We start from the raw sequence: 15,781 nt of genomic DNA on the forward strand, positions 1-15,781 counted from the left end.
TTAAAATTTCTTCATGTACAGCTGTATTAAAAATTTGCTTAAACTAGTCATTATATTTGCAAAGCAAACTGGCATCTGTGATGACAATATAAAAAATCACTATTCTCCTTAAGGGAATAGTGATTTTTGTACTTTACTAAATTACTTAATTTCAATTGCCGAAGCCTTGTTGTCCCAATCTGAAGCCATATTGGCAGTTTTACCATACCAATCAGAATGTCTAAACAGGACTCCTCTGCCATACCCTTGAGTTGAAGTATGCTCCCAGAGCGTCGTTGAATAGCTTGCAGAAGGTGAAGCCGTACTTAAGGAGGAAATTCTGTCATTCCAAGTGGAAGGCAAGTTTGTAAACCCATCTCTCCAATAAATATACTGCCCGCCTTTATCTTTAAACTCATAGAAATCTGTGCAGCAAGTGCCGCTGGCCGTCGGCTGGAATTTGTTTTGAAGCCTTTGTTTATCTTTTGCGATAAATGCCTCTAATGTTACATTGCTTGTAAATCCATATGCCAACAAATCGCCGTTGTTATCCTGTTTAGGCAGAACCATGGTCACTTTTATGTTGTTGGATTTGTTGTTTACCTGGGCAGGGGAACTCACATCTTTTCCATCTACAGTTAAGTAATGGAACGATTTAACCGTATAATCATTTGACTTGGCATCGCTTGCTGGCGCAGCGCTTGCCGGTAATACAGTAGTCATCATACAGGCTGCTGTAACGATACCCATCCCTATCGTTTTTTTGAGCTTTGTTTTAAACATTATGCCACCACTCCCAAACTTAATTTCCTATTATTTAATAGGATGGAAGTAGAATAGCATTTACAAACTGAAAATGTTGTCTTTATTTGCAGAAAAACATTTAATTTACATTTATTTAAACTTTCTATTGAGCCAGTGTAAAAAAAGAGGATAGACGAATGTATGAATCAATAAGAGTATCCTTATTAGATGAAGTTTTAGAATGGCAACTGTGTAGGCCATTCAAAAAATCACTACTCTCATTCTACCTAAGAGAATAGTGATTTTTAAACTTCTTTACCTAGATTACTTGATTTCGATTGCAGAAATCTTGTTGTCCCAATTTGAAGCCATATTGACAGTTTTGCCATACCAATCAGAATGTCTAAACAGGACTCCACTGCCATACCCTTGAGTTGAAGTATGCTCCCAGAGCGTCGTTGAATAGCTGTAAGAGGGTGAAGCCGTACTTATGGAGGAAATCCTGTTAATCCACTCTGAAGGCAAGTTTGTATACCCGTATCTCCAATAAAAATATTGCCCGCCTTTATTTTGATCCTCATAGAAATAGGTGCAGCAAGGATCGCTGGCCGTCGGCTGGAATTTGTTTTGAAGCCTTTGTTTATCTTTTGCGATAAATGCCTCTAATGTTACATTGCTTGTAAATCCATATGCCAACAAATCGCCGTTGTTATCCTGCTTAGGCAGAACCATGGTCACTTTTATGTTGTTGGATTTGTTGTTTACTTGGCCTGGAGAACTCACATCTTTTCCATCTACAGTTAAGTAATGGAACGATTTAACCGTAAAATTATTTGACTTGGCATCGCTTGCTGGTGCAGCGCTTGCCGGCAATGCAGTTAACAAACAAGTTACTGCAACGATACCCACCCCTAGCGCTTTTTTGAGCTTTGTTTTAAACATAAGCCACCACTCCCTTACTTAATTTTCCTATTTTCTATAGGTGGAAGTAGAATAGCATTAACAAACTGAAAATGTTGTCTTTATTTGCGAAGAATCAATAATTTAACAATTATTCGAAGTTTTTATTCAGTTAGTTTGAAAAAAGAGGATAGTCGAATGTATGAATGAAATAAGAATATCCTTATTAGATGAGGTTTTAGAATGGTTAAGTAAAGAATATTATTAGAGTCATGGCCACATGAGGCGGGGGATATGATTAGAACCTGTTTTTAACTTTAGAGTCCTTGAAAATAAGAAACAGGATCAGTGACGGAGAAGTTCTTGTCAAATTTGTAGTGTATGAACTCATGTTTTTGAAAAGGATATGGGTGAATAAAGAGTGCTGCTGTTGAAGTTTACGGTTATCGATGGCGAACGAATAAAAATAAAAAGGTTTGCTGAAAAAAGTGCTGACCTCTGCACAACCGTTGCGCGAGTTTGCACTTTTATTCAGCAAGAGACACTGTCCCTTACGATTTATGGGGAGTTTATTTAATCCGATGATAGCCGCGCTGATACTTGGCTTTTAGAAGCTTTTTTTAAGTGGCTAAAACCCACAAATTTTTTGCCTTCTTCATCCCATAGGCGGAACTTTAAAGATCTAAGACTTGTTGCTAGTGTAATGGTCGGAACGTTTTGTAATGGTTCAGTGTTGTTATGCACTTTTTCAAGCTTATAGTTTGGGACTCTCGGGCTTAAATGATGAACATGATGGAACCCAATATTGCCTGTTAGCCATTGCATGACTTTTGGAAGCTTGTAAAAAGAGCTCCCCTCAACTGCTGCTTTTACATATTCCCAATGCTCGTCTTCTTCAAAATAAGAATCCTCAAACGTGTGCTGAATATAAAACATCCAAATGCCGAGAGATCCTGATATCATAAATATTGGAGTTTGGACCAGCAGGAAGTTTTGCCAGCCAATAGCCCAACATAAAAGAGCTGCCAAAGCAACGATCCCTAGGTTCGTTATATATGTATTCATCCGTTCTTTGCGTTTTGCCCCTTTACGATTAAAACGGTTGGTAATCCCGAAGACGTAAATCGGCCCAATAATAAACATAACAAATGGATTTCTGTACAAACGGTACATGATTTTTGTCTTTGTTGAGGCTTCCTTATATTCCTCAACGGTTAGTACCCAAATATCGCCTGTACCGCGTTTATCCAGGTTGCTGCTTGTCGCATGATGGACAGAATGGTCATGTGCCCAATGATCAAAAGGATGCAGAGTCAGAATTCCTGTTATTGTTCCAAGAATTCGGTTCGCCTTTCTGTTTTTAAAAAAGGAATAGTGGCAGCAATCATGAAAGATGATGAAGGTTCTTACTAAAAAACCTGCCGCAACGAAAGAAATCGCTAATGTAAGGAGATAAGAATTCGGCAAACTCTTATATGCCAAATACCATAACAGGATAAATGGAACCAATGTGTTAATGATTTGACAAATACTTTTTTGTAAATCGGACTTTTCATAGGGTGTAACCAGTTTTCTCAAAGTCCTAAGGTTTTGTTCATTCATTTTTTAAAGATTTCCCCTTCCCTGATGTTCTGCTATAGAAAACGTATTATCATGAATCCCAGCGTCATACACCATATATGATAAGTATCTTTTCCATACATCTGTGAAATTATTGGAATAATGAAGCTGATTTCCAGCTTAATTACATCTTTATTAGCAGTGCAGGCCGGAATACTTAAGAGTGTATGAAGATTATACCCGGCTTCTTATCGGGCCAAACCCTCTCCTTGTACCCCTATGGAATCGGTTTATTTAGACGCGTGAACATTGATTGGTTGATGTCCAAGTTGTATCGTATTATGAGCATCTGGGCAAAAGGGGATATACCATGAGTGACTGTTTGGAAACATATGCAGAATTAAAGCTTGACCAGTAAACAGCCACTTGAACATTTTATTTTAAAATAACAATCATTTAATGAAGGACGATTAAGCAAAGAAAACAGCTTGAAGACACTCGTCATTCATTTCAAACCTTTTCTCTACTGGTAATCACAAGACTAATAAAAAATCCCAAAAATAAAACAACGAAATAATTTGCAGTTATTTCCGTTTCGTGTTATGATAAAGAAGAATTATTTTTGTTCGGTGTAAAGGATAGTATGAATATCGACTTTTCGTCTTGATGATACTTTGGGCAGGGATAGTAAAACAATGTGTGGTAACGCACTAGGAGGCAACAATAATGGAACAAGGTACAGTTAAATGGTTTAATGCAGAAAAAGGTTTTGGCTTTATCGAACGTGATAACGGAGACGACGTATTCGTACACTTCTCTGCAATCCAAGGTGACGGATTCAAATCTTTAGACGAAGGTCAAAAAGTAACGTTTGACGTTGAGCAAGGTGCTCGTGGAGCTCAAGCTGCTAACGTTCAAAAAGCTTCTTAATCTTCAATCGTTTATAAAAACAGGCTCTTTAAATAGGGCCTGTTTTTTTATGTTCTCTGTATAATACTCAATAAAAAACCCTACTCAATGTTCAAGTAGGGAGATGGTACAAGGTAATGAAAAAAGATTTAACACTTCAAAGGTTTATTTATAGTATAACATACTGGATTGACAATATGCGGAATATATCATTATTTATTTTTCTTTTCGAATACAACTACATTTTTTCACTAACCTGCTTGTTAATGTAAGTACAAGTTTTGATTATTGACTATATATTTAGATGTAACCAACTCGTGTGTCTCTTTTGTTAACAAGATAAACAATTACTATTCACTGTCGCAGTGAATATAGAAATTCTTAAAGATAGAGTGGAAATTGATTGTTTTTAATCACTTAGAGATACCTAATACAATGAAAGCCCTGCCTCTCTTCCATCCTTACGGCTCCTTGTCCGTGCCAGTGGGAATCAGGATTACAAAATCAAGTGACTAATTTATCGAGTTTTTTGATAAAACTCCAATTGTTCGTAGAAGAAATTTAAATAATAAAAATGGATGAGAAGGAACAACAAAAGAGGTTAAAGCCCTTAAAGTAAGGTTGAAGAAGATGAACGTCTTGAAATGATTTGCTTTTAATCATAATATTTCGAAAAAAATAAGGATATCGTTTGGAATACAAGATCATTAAACTCAACAGAAACTTTTTATTTGATTTTCAGTGATTCCTTTAATTACTTCCAGTTCACTAATCAAAAATTCATATGCATTATCCAACATTTTTTTTTCGCTTGCATTAAGTGCTTTTTCTTTCTTCATACGCATTAAATCACGAACAACTTCTGCGCCTTCTTGTATTTCACCCGTTTTTATTTTGTTCGTGTTTACTATATACCTTTGCTTCCACGGCAGTAACCTATCTGATTCTCCATGCTGAAAAATGTGTATAATGTGTTTTAATGCATGTATATCAGTAACTGGTCGTATACTTGAACTCAATATTTTACGCGTTGGAATCATAACTTGCATATTACTAATCGTCATTTTTATGACATAATACTGCTGTTTTTTTCCTAAAATTTCTTTTTCCTCAATGGCTTCGATTATACCTACTCCGTGCATTGGATAAACAATGTTATCGCCAATTTGAAACATATCATCCACCTCCATATTTGTACCTTCTTAAGATTACCATATACGGAGGTGTAATATCAAAATTTTAATGATAACATGGTAGATTTTTTGTTGTCAATAATTTTTTTATGAAAAATCAGATCGAGCAAAAACATTAGGAAATGGGTCGGATTCCCAATAAAAGAAAGGTCAATTGGTCCGTTATGTCCTGTAGCTTCGACAAATTAACGTAGATTGAAATGAGTTGTTAAATCTTCTTTAGGAGTTCATAACTTGGCACCAGTTTCAAGTCATTAGAATAAATTGGGTCGGTATAATTTTGAATTGTTTTCGATGTATATATGTAGGAGTTAATAAGATATTATAATGTGTTATAACTTCAGTTTTTTTAGAAGAAAAAGTATTCAAATAAAAAATTATTCTCAAGTAATTCCTGATAGTAAAACTTCGAAGTCTATTATGTTTTGAAACTGATTGATAAACGATTTTAGTAATTTGGTAATATTCCCAAATTACTTGCTTCTCTAACTGCCCCAACTCTTGTTTTGACAGAAAGTTTATGAAAAATCATTGTTAAATAATATTCTACTGTACTAACTGAATAATTGAGTATTTTGGAAATTTCTTTATTTGTTTTTTCATTATAGATTAATTTTAAAATTTGTATTTCTTTACTCGTTAAATTTTTATTTGAGGTAGTATTCATATTTCTTGAAAGTTCTCTACTAATTACCATTTGGTCATTTTGTATCAAATAAAACATTTCGGCAATACCATCTGCATCCGTAGTAGTAGTCATAAATCCTTTTACATTAAGGCAAACCAATTCATTAAAATAAACTTGAAATAGCCCGTTTTTAATTATTACAGCAATCTTAGTAGTTAAACTAAATGCAGAACTTTTGAGGTTTTGTAAAAAGATAATACACTCTCTAATGTTATAATGCTCGATGTTTATGACAATGATTTCAGATTGTAACTTATTTAATAATGAAAAGTCTTTACTTTGTATATAAAGAATATTAACTGATTCGATATTATCTTTAGATTCAAGTACTGATTTGATTCCGTAACCAAACAAAGGATATACATCAACTAACAAAAGGTTTAAATTCAAATTCATCAAATATCACCCCTTACTCAACTCTTCTCTTCTTAATCTAACTAATTTGGTAATTATTGTGTTAAATATAAAATAACCTAATACTTTCAGTCAATATTACAAAAAAACTATTTTGATTAAATTTGCAATATTAAAATAAGTTATTTAAAATTATTTACAGAATAGCCAAGTTTAGATTAGCAGAGACAGGATAGCTGAGTAGAGTAAGGAAACCCTTATAATGTTTAGCTCAGTTTTCTCCTGTAAATTTTAAAGGAGGAACTAGACATGAGCATTCTTAAAGATTTTACAGCATCAGAAAACGGACAAAAGCAATATTTCACGAAAAATGGGTTGCAAATCATCCGGACTCAGAAATTGCTTGATCCTACAGCGGCAGCCAAGCAAGTTGATACCGTCGTAAAAGGTATTGATTCGAAAAAAGGGGCTTTATTCTCAAGCAGTTATGAGTACCCAGGCCGTTACTCGCGTTGGGATATGGGCTTTGTCAATCCACCGATTGAGTTAAGTTCGTTCAAGGATTCATTTAAAATACGCGCTTTAAATAATCGAGGGAAATTACTTTTACAGTATTTAAATGACCACCTGTCCAGTTTCGAGGGAATCTGTATCACTTTAGAAAAAGACATTGAATTAAACGGGAAGATTACTGCTTCACAAAGAATCTTTTCTGAGGAAATTAGGAGTAAACAACCGTCTATTTTTACCTTAATAAAGTATATAATGAGTTTGTTTTTTTCCCAGGAGGATTCCTTCCTTGGTTTTTATGGTGCGTTTGGTTATGACCTTATATTTCAATTTGACCCTATAGAAAAAAAGCATAAACGAAATGAAAACCAAAATGACTTGCTGCTGTATATACCTGACGAAATTTTAATAGTCGATCACAGGCTGTCAACAGCTTATCAATTGCAATATGAATTTTCGTATAAAACGTATAACACAAATGAATTGGCACGTGATCAATTGTATTTTCAAGATGAACAACCAGCTTCAAAAATCAAACCCAAAGCGTATGTCGATGGGAAATATGCTGATTTGGTCCGAACTGCCACTCAGTCTTTTAAAAAAGGTGATTTATTCGAAGTTGTACCGACGCAATGCTTTTATGAAAAGTGTACAGATCAACCGTCTGATGTTTTTATGAGACTACAGCAAATTAATCCTAGTCCTTACGGGTTTATCATTAATTTGGGTGGAGAATATCTAGTTGGCTCGTCGCCTGAAATGTATGTCCGTGTCGAAGGGAAAAGGGTAGAAACCTGCCCGATTTCAGGCACAATAAAGCGTGGTAGGAATGCACTAGAAGATGCGGAGCAAATCCTAAAGTTGCTGAATTCTAAAAAGGATGAGTCTGAGCTTACCATGTGTACGGATGTGGATCGAAATGATAAATCGAGAATTTGTGTACCCGGGACAGTCAAGGTCATTGGCAGAAGACAGCCTGAGATCTATTCTCACTTGATTCATACAGTGGATCATATAGAAGGGCAGTTAAAACCTGATTTTGATTCCATTGATGCCTTTATCACACATATGTGGGCAGTAACAATTACAGGAGCTCCTAAAAGGGCTGCGGCGAAATGGATTGAACAGCATGAAGAAGCACCCCGTAAATGGTATGGGGGGGCAGTTGGACACATTTCTTTTAATGGGGATATCAATACCGGTCTGACACTTAGAACGATATACATGCAGGAAAATCAGGCAGAAATCAGGGTGGGTGCCACTTTATTGTACGATTCTATTCCAGAAGAAGAGGAAAAAGAAACACAATTAAAGGCACAAGCTCTAAAAAAAGCGATTAGAGGGGATATAAGGAGAGCAGGAGGAGAAAAGTGTCCAGAAAACAATGTCTTTTCCTCTAAAAGAATTCTTCTAGTTGATCATGAGGATTCATTTGTTCATACACTGGCTAATTATTTAAGGCAGTTTGGAGCTGATGTGATCACGATGCGATATAAATATGCTCTTGAAGTCTTAAAAGAAAAGAATTTTGATTTAGTCTTTCTTTCGCCTGGTCCAGGGCTTCCTTCAGAATTTATGACGAGCGAAACAATTCATTTATGTATAAGCAAACATATTCCTATATTCGGTGTTTGTTTAGGACTTCAAGCGATTGTTGAATACTTCGGGGGATCACTTGACGTGTTAGAAGAACCAAGGCACGGCAGGAAGAGGAGTATACATTTAAAGGGAACCTCCAAAATCTTTGAAGGGGTGCCCCGTCAATTTGAAGCAGGTCTTTATCACTCAATTTTTGCTCAATCAATATCTGAAGATCTTCGAGTGACAGCTATATCTGAAGAAGGGATTGTGATGGCGATCGAACATAGAAATCTTCCTATCGCAGCCATTCAATTCCATCCCGAATCCATAATGTCAGCCCATGATCAAGTAGGTTTGACAATTATAAAAAACGTTATTCATTATATTAAATAGAGAAGAACCAAAGCCTCCCAAATGCTAGGGAGGCTTTGGATATGTCAAGTCTTCATCTTTAATCTGATCTTCTTGGCTTCTACAAATGTAAGCATACCTAGGACAATGAAGCATCCTATCCACTGAATAATTGTTAAACGCTCGCCTAAGAATAATGCTCCAAAGATGATTGTAATGATTGGACCCATCATTGAAATTAAAGACCCTCTAACTGCTCCAATTCGTTTAATTCCTTCCAACATAAATAAAAAAGGAACTACAGTTGTAAGTACGGCAATGATAGAAAAAAGTACATAAACGGATGGTTGAAACGAAAACAATTTTGTCTGATAGCCAAGCCCGTTTCTTATGAATAAAAACAGCACCATTACCATACTCGCCAATGACATACCATATACATTCATTCGGATATTTCCTATTTTGTGAACTAATTGACCAGAAAGGACTAGATAAAGTCCATAAACTGCTGAGGATAGAAGTATTAGAAATGCACCAAAAAAGTTAGCATTCAGTGCGTGTAGATTCCAGCCACCAATGGATAAAAAGATTCCTATACTAACTACAATGATAGTAATGACATCTTGTATCGTAACTTTCTCTTTTTTGCTGAAAAATGAGAAAATTAATACAAAAATCGGATAACTCATGACGAGCATTCGTTCTACAATAGCTGAAACATAATGAAGCCCAATAAAATCCAACAATGGAGAAATAAAAAAAACAAGTAGACCAGCAATTCCTGCTTTAATAACACCTTTCTTTGTGGGTTTTTCAGGCAATCTTGAACGATAAGAAAATAAAATTATACAAAAAAGTGGTGTTGCAATAATTTGCCTGAAAAATAACGTTGCTTCTGGGGTTGCGCCATAGGAGTAGGCCCATTTAATAAAAATTGACTTTGATGCAAAACTCACTGTACCAAAAATCATAAACAACATCCCTATGAAAAACTGATTATTTTGTTTTAATTGATAATTAACTTCAATATTGCTCATTTTTGACACCTTTCTTTTAATTTCTATATTTTTCTTATTTTTATAAGAAATGAAACACCCTGGCATTTAGCGCAAGGTGTTCAAAGCAAGGGCAAATTTTATTCTGATAATATACTTTTTTCTATTAATATTATTAATTTACAAGTTACGGAAGTCAATGAATCTTATGATTCATTTCTTATTTAATTCAGCAAGTTGTTCATCTTTCTGCTTCAAATACCAAAGTGCATTCCGATCGATTATAGTAGATATACAAGAATCTGAAGCTGAGATGGCATTTTTTAATAATTCATCAATAACACCAAATGAAAAGTTCTTACCCTTTTCATTCTCAAAGCTTTTGTGTAAATAATAAGTCCCTGAAACAGTATATCCACCAATCTTGACTTCTTTACATTTTGCAAAAAAGTCATCAATATTGAAAAGGATATCTAAGACTTTTTCTCTCATAGAAGGATGATATTCTAGTGTATTTTTTACTTTTTCTGAAGTTAAAAAATCTATGATTTTATATTTATCTTTCAAAAACAGTGAGGTAAGGGTAATTAAATGGAAGTTTTCAATTGGTTTTACGATAATAGTATTGGTTCCTTCATAAATATCAATAAGTGTATGTAAATTCATTTCTGTGACATTTCCGACTAAAATTTTTTGACCTGTATCCAAGCGTGCTGGTGTATTCTCTAAATACATATAAGCATTTTTAGTTTCTGTATTTTGTGAAAAAGAAGTGATTGTTGTGTCAGATTCAATCTTTTCTAACACTTTTTTTGTTACTTCTACCTCACCTTCAATTCTTCCCAAAGTTAAAATTGAGTCAGTTCCTGCTTTACCAAAACTCATGGAGATATTAGAAATGAGTTCAATAGTTTCAAGATAATCCAATTGTCCGGATTTATTTTTTATACCCCACGTTCCGTCTTCATTTAATCCAATACTGAATGGATCGACTGTTATATGTAGAGTACCCTTAGGATAACATGCACGTATGTTCTTAAATGCGTTAACATGATCCCTTAAAACGTCATATACATTCCAGTCATTATATGAGGGCTTACCGACAAGACGAAGGGTTATAGAATGAATCCCATAGGTTTTTAATTCTTTAATAAATTCAAGTGAGTTTTCAACAGAACGGAAAGGATAATCGTCCATGTTTTTCATTTCTCTAACGGTATTTCCCTGCAAATAAACATCAACATCAATTGGTTGTGATAATTTGTCTGCATTTATGTTGACCTCGAACTCTTGAGTAAGTCTTCTAGATGTTTTCCCGCGAACAGCTTTATTAAATTCTACATGTTCTAATACCATAACTAAACTTGGGGGGGATTGTCCATAAACCACCTATTGTCGTTTTTATTGAAGCTTGTTGACCAAGCCTTTCTCTTCTTGTTGCAAATCTTCACCTTAATTGTAATCTAGACAGGGAAAAGAGATGTCGAACAAGAATAATCATGAGTGTGATTAAAAAATGGAGATGAAATGTAAGCCCAAGCCTATGAACCTGTTTTGAGTATTCAGTTAAAAGAAATAGCAAACTGCTCGGAAGGAAGGGACTCTGATGACAAATAGCAGAATGAATCCTAAGGTTGATGAATTTTTAAGTAAGGCGAAGAAGTGGAAGGAAGAATATGAGAAGCTGAGAGCTATTGTTCTTGCCTGCGAGCTGACCGAAGAATTGAAGTGGAAGCATCCTTGTTACACGCTTAATAATAAGAACATCGTTTTAATACATGGATTTAAAGAATATTGTGCGCTTCTGTTTCACAAAGGCGCCTTGTTACAGGATACCCATCGGATTCTCATTCAACAAACGGAGAATGTACAGGCGGCACGCCAAATTCGGTTCACCAATGTTCAAGAAATTGATGAAATGGAAACGATTTTGAAAGCCTATATTCATGAAGCCATTGAAGTTGAAAAAGCCGGGTTGGGAGTGGATTTAAAAAAGAAGCCAGAATATAAAATTCCTGAAGAACTTCAAAATAAATTCGATGAAATTTCTGCCTTGAAAACGGCTTTTGAAGCATTGACTCCAGGGCGGCAAAGAGCATACATTCTTCACTTTTCTCAAGCCAAACAATCCAAAACCCGAGAGGCGAGGGTTGAAAAATATGTGCAAAAAATTCTCGATGGAAAGGGATTAAAGGATTAGTCATTTTCCATTAACTCTACGTTTACTAGTTACTCGAAATGCTTCAGATTCCTAAAATCAAAAAATCAGCAAAAATGAGTGTGTGTATTGAAAAATACATACGCTGAGGTGCCGAGTAATGTGTAAAAAATCCTTAATTAAAAGTAATCAAGGCCCAAATATTAATAAATTGAAGTGATATGTGTTAGCCGCTGTTTACTCATTAATGAATGTTCATAAGATCAATGAGTCGCTTGATTTTTTCAATGTCGCTTGGATCAACGTATACCTTTTTTGCATTTTTAATGATATTCTCAGTCACTTCCTGCATGACGCCTTGATCTAAATCATCGGCGGAATCCCAACGTAAAGGGACATTGTATACATGAATCGTGCCATCTCCATTTCCATGATAAGTGACTGATCCATCCACTAATCGAGAACCTGCTAACTGGATCACATCTTCTGGATAGCTGGCACTGGTGTCATCATGAGGATTGATCAGTTCGCCAGCTGAAATGTGTCGAACATTCAATTCATCTATCTCTTGATTTGGCCCAAGCTGCAGCCATACTCGGGCATATTCGATTTTCTCGGAAGAATATGCTGCCAATACATTGTTTTCTTTGCCTTTCTCCGCGTTCTTTACTTCTTCTGAAGAGATTTCGCTTGATGTATCTGTTGCGGATACTTCTGATTCTGTTGTTGGCTCTGATTGAGCTTTGCCTATTATGTCGCTGTCTTCAGTCTTATTGTGATTTTCTTCAGATTGTACAGCAGAATCAGTATTCAAAGGTTGTTTTGATTCTTCATTCTTACTGCCCGTACATCCAGCAAGCAATAAGGCGATCAGCAGCAAGGCAGCATTGCAGTAAAATATCTTTCCGAGTTTCCTCATTCTTTCATTCCTCTCCATCAACTAGCTTTCAGCTTCATATAAAAGTCATTCATCTAAATATTACCATCAAATAGTGATGATCGTTTGAAATTTGTTAAAAAAAAGAACCGTTTTTGGATCAATCTTGTCCATGTTACGGAGGCATCGCAGGAAGTGACAGCAACTCTATTAGAATAACCAATCTTAATTCGTTTTTTTTCTTGATGAAAGAGTTGCCATTTTTCATCAAGGAACTACCATTTAGAGCTGTGCAATGTTTGTTGTTTTCTTGTTTCATCAATAATTTGACATGTAGCTAGTGCACCATTAGGAGTCAGTGTATGAACTTCAAAGTTTTGGAACGAGTGGGATAGGATATAAAAAAGAGACCAAGCATTGCTTGATCACTAAGTAAAAATGATTTTCTTATTTCTCTCACTAGCTTTTTCAGGCAGAAACGCCAAACTGACGGAGAATGTCATGCTCAACGGACATTATGCCCCCTGTCCTTAAATAAACATTTAAAATGAATATGATTCGCCATCATCAGGCACTAAGACATGAGAGGGGATTCCTTTTTCATGAATAAACATTATTAATTCTTCTCTTGATAATCCCCAATGGTTTACAGCTTCCATGTGGCTTACGATGATTTTTGCGTTTGGAGCAGCCTTATACGTTTCATAGATATCTTCTTTACCCATGACGAGAGAACCGCCTTCATAGAATTGATTATCGCCGCCGTTCACTACAATGATGTCCGGCTGATGTGTTTCAATCTCTTCTTGAACCGCATCATACCAGACTGTATCTCCGGCGATATATAACGTTTTCTCACTTTCGTGTTTGAACACAACACCGCATACAAGCCCTGTAAGTTTTAATATTTCTCCTCTTCCGTGTTCGCCTTTGGTTTTGATTAATTGAATGCCTTCAAAGACTGTGTCTTTTGTTAACACTTCGACATTTTTGAAACCGGCATTTCGGATTTCTTTAGCATCTTCTTCATTTTGGGAGAACAGCTTGATATCTTTTGGCAATAAGTCTTTAGCTGCCTTATCCCAATGATCATCATGTAAATGAGTGACAATGACAGCATCAATATGATGAATAATATTGTCGGCAGAAGTCGGCAAATCAACCAAAGGATTGTTTTGATCCTGCCTTGGCGCATTTGGGAATGGAGGATAAGCACCTTTCTCAGCTAACATTGGATCTATTAAAAACGTTTTGCCTGCATATTTGATAACAAGTGTCGCATTACGAATTTGTTGAATGTTCATGTATAGTACTCCTTTTCTTTAATATGCGTATAGTTTACATGTAGCCGCTGTATAAATACATGGAACAAACCAAGTCTTTTTGTCGATTGACTTGATTTTTGAAAATATGTATTTTATCTTGTATAAATTGTCACTAAGGCAGAATAGGGGTACATTAAAAAAAGCGAATTGAAAAGTCATGTGCTGGATTGCGCCTTTATAGAAAGATGATGAAACAGGATGATTTTTTTAATTGGATATCGAAGGGATTTGATTTCATGTTGGATCACACAGACATGCAAATACTAGAAGAGTTATCTAAAAATAGCCGTATTACGATGAAGGAACTAGGCGAGAAAGTTCATTTAACAGGGCAAGCAGCTGCCTTGAGGGTTGCTAAATTAGAAGATAACGGGGTAATTGAGGGATACACAATCAAAGTGAACCAAGTGAAATTAGGGTGTTATATACATGCTTTGCTTAATATCTATACGAAAAGCACCCATCATCATCCATATCTGTCATTTATCAAAACACAAGACAAATATGTCATCAATAATTATAAAATTAGCGGGGATGGCTGTTATCTTCTTGAATGCAAATTTCCGTCTAATGAAATATTAGATCAATTTTTAGTGGAATTAAACAAGCATGTCAATTATAAATTATCGATTGTGATTAACAAATAAAAGACCCTTTTCACTTTTATAAGGGCTAAGCGGGGATAACCTGTGGGGATCAAGTCCTCTCTTGAGTGATACCAAGGGTTACTGGCCCTTGGTATTTTTTGCCCTCATGTATTTTTGAAGTTTACTCTAAAGGTTTGCCTTACTTTGCAAATCGCCGAGCAGCAGCCACGCACACGATAACAGCGATATTCACTGCAACGAGTGTCCAGCCCACCTTCTCGTGCAGAAGCACTGACGCAAGCAACAGTCCAAAGAAGGGCTGGAGAAGCTGTAGCTGCCCAACCGCCGCAATTCCGCCTTGGGCAAGACCTCGATACCAGAACACGAAGCCGATCAGCATGCTGAATAAGGATACATAGGCAAGACTGAGCAGCGCAGGAACGCCAATGCCTGACCATGAGTCCGGTGTAAAAAAGAACGACAAAGGCAGCATAAGAGGTATCGATAGAACAAGAGCCCAAGAGATTACCTGCCAATTCCCCAGACGCCGAGAAAGCCTAGCACCTTCTGCATAACCAAGACCGCATACGACGATAGAAGCCAGCATGTATGCGTCGCCGATCGGGGATGATCCTCCCCCTTGGATCAGAGCGAATCCTGCTACTAGTAAGCTGCCAGCCGCAGAGAAAATCCAGAAAACTGGGCGGGGGCGTTCGCCTCCGCGCAGGACGCCGAAGATCGCCGTCGCAAGCGGTAGAAGCCCAACGAAAACAATGGCATGTGCAGATGTGACATACTGAAGCGCTAAGGCTGTCAGCAACGGGAAACCGATCACCACGCCGAATGCTACCACCAGTAGTGAAATGATGTCTCTTTTGGCAGGATGCTGCTGCCGGAAGATGAGAAGGAGACCTCCAGCCAATATACCAGCGATCGCAGCACGGCATACGGTGAGGAACAGCGGGTCGAAGTCCGACACAGCTAAACGGGTTGCAGGCAGCGAGCCACTGAAAATAAGTACGCCTATAAAACCATTTATCCAGCCATTTGTAGTTTTGTTCATTGCAATC

General features: G+C 36.4%; 14 protein-coding genes. 4 read left to right on the plus strand and 10 right to left on the minus strand.

The genetic code is table 11. The features are described from left to right. Positions 1-141: 141 nt before the first annotated feature. The 3 genes from Q3W56_RS13645 to desA form a co-directional block, all read right to left on the minus strand. Positions 142-762 carry a hypothetical protein gene (locus Q3W56_RS13645; protein ID WP_483298529.1) on the minus strand — a complete coding sequence of 207 codons (621 nt, stop codon included), beginning with the start codon at positions 760-762 and terminating at the stop codon, positions 142-144. A gap of 285 nt (positions 763-1,047) precedes the next feature. Beyond that, complete coding sequence (locus tag Q3W56_RS13650; protein ID WP_302895861.1) at positions 1,048-1,665, minus strand: hypothetical protein; 618 nt, start codon at positions 1,663-1,665, stop codon at positions 1,048-1,050. A gap of 531 nt (positions 1,666-2,196) precedes the next feature. Next, positions 2,197-3,225 (minus strand): Delta(5) desaturase DesA, encoded by a 1,029-nt coding sequence (gene desA, locus Q3W56_RS13655; RefSeq protein WP_302895862.1) that lies wholly within the window; start codon positions 3,223-3,225, stop codon positions 2,197-2,199. A 684-nt stretch (positions 3,226-3,909) separates the two neighbouring features. On the opposite strand from desA, the gene cspC reads away from it, so the two are divergent. Next, positions 3,910-4,113 (plus strand): cold shock protein CspC, encoded by a 204-nt coding sequence (gene cspC, locus Q3W56_RS13660; RefSeq protein ID WP_003225237.1) that lies wholly within the window; start codon positions 3,910-3,912, stop codon positions 4,111-4,113. A 692-nt stretch (positions 4,114-4,805) separates the two neighbouring features. On the opposite strand, the gene Q3W56_RS13665 is transcribed toward cspC, so the two are convergent. Together Q3W56_RS13665 and Q3W56_RS13670 are read right to left on the minus strand one after the other, a co-directional pair. Beyond that, the gene (locus Q3W56_RS13665) at positions 4,806-5,267 is read right to left on the minus strand and encodes a CarD family transcriptional regulator (RefSeq protein WP_302895911.1); all 462 of its coding nucleotides are present in this window, start codon (positions 5,265-5,267) and stop codon (positions 4,806-4,808) included. Between the two features lie 466 nt (positions 5,268-5,733). Continuing rightward, the gene (locus tag Q3W56_RS13670) at positions 5,734-6,369 is read right to left on the minus strand and encodes a response regulator transcription factor (RefSeq protein ID WP_302895863.1); all 636 of its coding nucleotides are present in this window, start codon (positions 6,367-6,369) and stop codon (positions 5,734-5,736) included. A gap of 267 nt (positions 6,370-6,636) precedes the next feature. Here Q3W56_RS13670 and Q3W56_RS13675 point away from each other — a divergent pair, with 267 nt between their 5' ends. Further along, entirely contained in the window at positions 6,637-8,811 is a 2,175-nt protein-coding gene (locus tag Q3W56_RS13675; protein WP_302895864.1) for an anthranilate synthase component I, read from the plus strand. A gap of 44 nt (positions 8,812-8,855) precedes the next feature. On the opposite strand, the gene Q3W56_RS13680 is transcribed toward Q3W56_RS13675, so the two are convergent. Then, the gene (locus Q3W56_RS13680; RefSeq protein ID WP_302895865.1) at positions 8,856-9,806 is read right to left on the minus strand and encodes a DMT family transporter; all 951 of its coding nucleotides are present in this window, start codon (positions 9,804-9,806) and stop codon (positions 8,856-8,858) included. Positions 9,807-9,977: 171 nt separating this feature from the next. Next, on the minus strand, positions 9,978-11,153 hold the full coding sequence (locus Q3W56_RS13685; protein ID WP_302895866.1) for a delta-aminolevulinic acid dehydratase: 1,176 nt from the start codon (positions 11,151-11,153) through the stop codon (positions 9,978-9,980). A 217-nt stretch (positions 11,154-11,370) separates the two neighbouring features. On the opposite strand from Q3W56_RS13685, the gene Q3W56_RS13690 reads away from it, so the two are divergent. Continuing rightward, positions 11,371-11,964 (plus strand): YdeI/OmpD-associated family protein, encoded by a 594-nt coding sequence (locus Q3W56_RS13690; protein ID WP_302895867.1) that lies wholly within the window; start codon positions 11,371-11,373, stop codon positions 11,962-11,964. 202 nt (positions 11,965-12,166) lie between these two features. Here the strand turns inward: Q3W56_RS13690 and Q3W56_RS13695 are convergent, their stop codons facing one another. Together Q3W56_RS13695 and Q3W56_RS13700 are read right to left on the minus strand one after the other, a co-directional pair. Continuing rightward, positions 12,167-12,841 carry a hypothetical protein gene (locus tag Q3W56_RS13695; RefSeq protein WP_302895868.1) on the minus strand — a complete coding sequence of 225 codons (675 nt, stop codon included), beginning with the start codon at positions 12,839-12,841 and terminating at the stop codon, positions 12,167-12,169. 500 nt (positions 12,842-13,341) lie between these two features. After that, positions 13,342-14,103: an MBL fold metallo-hydrolase gene (locus Q3W56_RS13700; RefSeq protein WP_302895869.1), complete on the minus strand. Its 762-nt coding sequence runs from the start codon at positions 14,101-14,103 to the stop codon at positions 13,342-13,344. 257 nt (positions 14,104-14,360) lie between these two features. Between Q3W56_RS13700 and Q3W56_RS13705 the strand changes: the two genes are divergently transcribed. After that, on the plus strand, positions 14,361-14,771 hold the full coding sequence (locus tag Q3W56_RS13705; RefSeq protein ID WP_302895870.1) for an Lrp/AsnC family transcriptional regulator: 411 nt from the start codon (positions 14,361-14,363) through the stop codon (positions 14,769-14,771). Positions 14,772-14,910: 139 nt separating this feature from the next. Here Q3W56_RS13705 and Q3W56_RS13710 read toward each other — a convergent pair whose 3' ends face one another. Further along, positions 14,911-15,774, minus strand: a complete 864-nt coding sequence (locus Q3W56_RS13710; RefSeq protein WP_302895871.1) for a DMT family transporter — start codon at positions 15,772-15,774, stop codon at positions 14,911-14,913. Positions 15,775-15,781: the final 7 nt, after the last annotated feature.

The sequence above is a fragment of the Bacillus sp. C28GYM-DRY-1 genome, from assembly GCF_030519405.1.
GTDB classification, from domain to species: domain Bacteria; phylum Bacillota; class Bacilli; order Bacillales; family Bacillaceae; genus Bacillus; species Bacillus spizizenii_A.

Bases quoted from the DNA above. Each gene is read 5' to 3' on its own strand.
- Q3W56_RS13705 (WP_302895870.1), top strand. From the start codon at position 14,361: ATGTTGGATCACACAGACATGCAAATACTAGAAGAGTTATCTAAAAAT.
- Q3W56_RS13710 (WP_302895871.1), bottom strand. From the start codon at position 15,774: ATGAACAAAACTACAAATGGCTGGATAAATGGTTTTATAGGCGTACTT.
- Q3W56_RS13645 (WP_483298529.1), bottom strand. From the start codon at position 762: ATGTTTAAAACAAAGCTCAAAAAAACGATAGGGATGGGTATCGTTACA.
- Q3W56_RS13675 (WP_302895864.1), top strand. From the start codon at position 6,637: ATGAGCATTCTTAAAGATTTTACAGCATCAGAAAACGGACAAAAGCAA.
- Q3W56_RS13700 (WP_302895869.1), bottom strand. From the start codon at position 14,103: ATGAACATTCAACAAATTCGTAATGCGACACTTGTTATCAAATATGCA.
- Q3W56_RS13695 (WP_302895868.1), bottom strand. From the start codon at position 12,841: ATGAGGAAACTCGGAAAGATATTTTACTGCAATGCTGCCTTGCTGCTG.
- Q3W56_RS13680 (WP_302895865.1), bottom strand. From the start codon at position 9,806: ATGAGCAATATTGAAGTTAATTATCAATTAAAACAAAATAATCAGTTT.
- desA (WP_302895862.1), bottom strand. From the start codon at position 3,225: ATGAATGAACAAAACCTTAGGACTTTGAGAAAACTGGTTACACCCTAT.
- Q3W56_RS13650 (WP_302895861.1), bottom strand. From the start codon at position 1,665: ATGTTTAAAACAAAGCTCAAAAAAGCGCTAGGGGTGGGTATCGTTGCA.
- cspC (WP_003225237.1), top strand. From the start codon at position 3,910: ATGGAACAAGGTACAGTTAAATGGTTTAATGCAGAAAAAGGTTTTGGC.
- Q3W56_RS13690 (WP_302895867.1), top strand. From the start codon at position 11,371: ATGACAAATAGCAGAATGAATCCTAAGGTTGATGAATTTTTAAGTAAG.
- Q3W56_RS13670 (WP_302895863.1), bottom strand. From the start codon at position 6,369: ATGAATTTGAATTTAAACCTTTTGTTAGTTGATGTATATCCTTTGTTT.
- Q3W56_RS13665 (WP_302895911.1), bottom strand. From the start codon at position 5,267: ATGTTTCAAATTGGCGATAACATTGTTTATCCAATGCACGGAGTAGGT.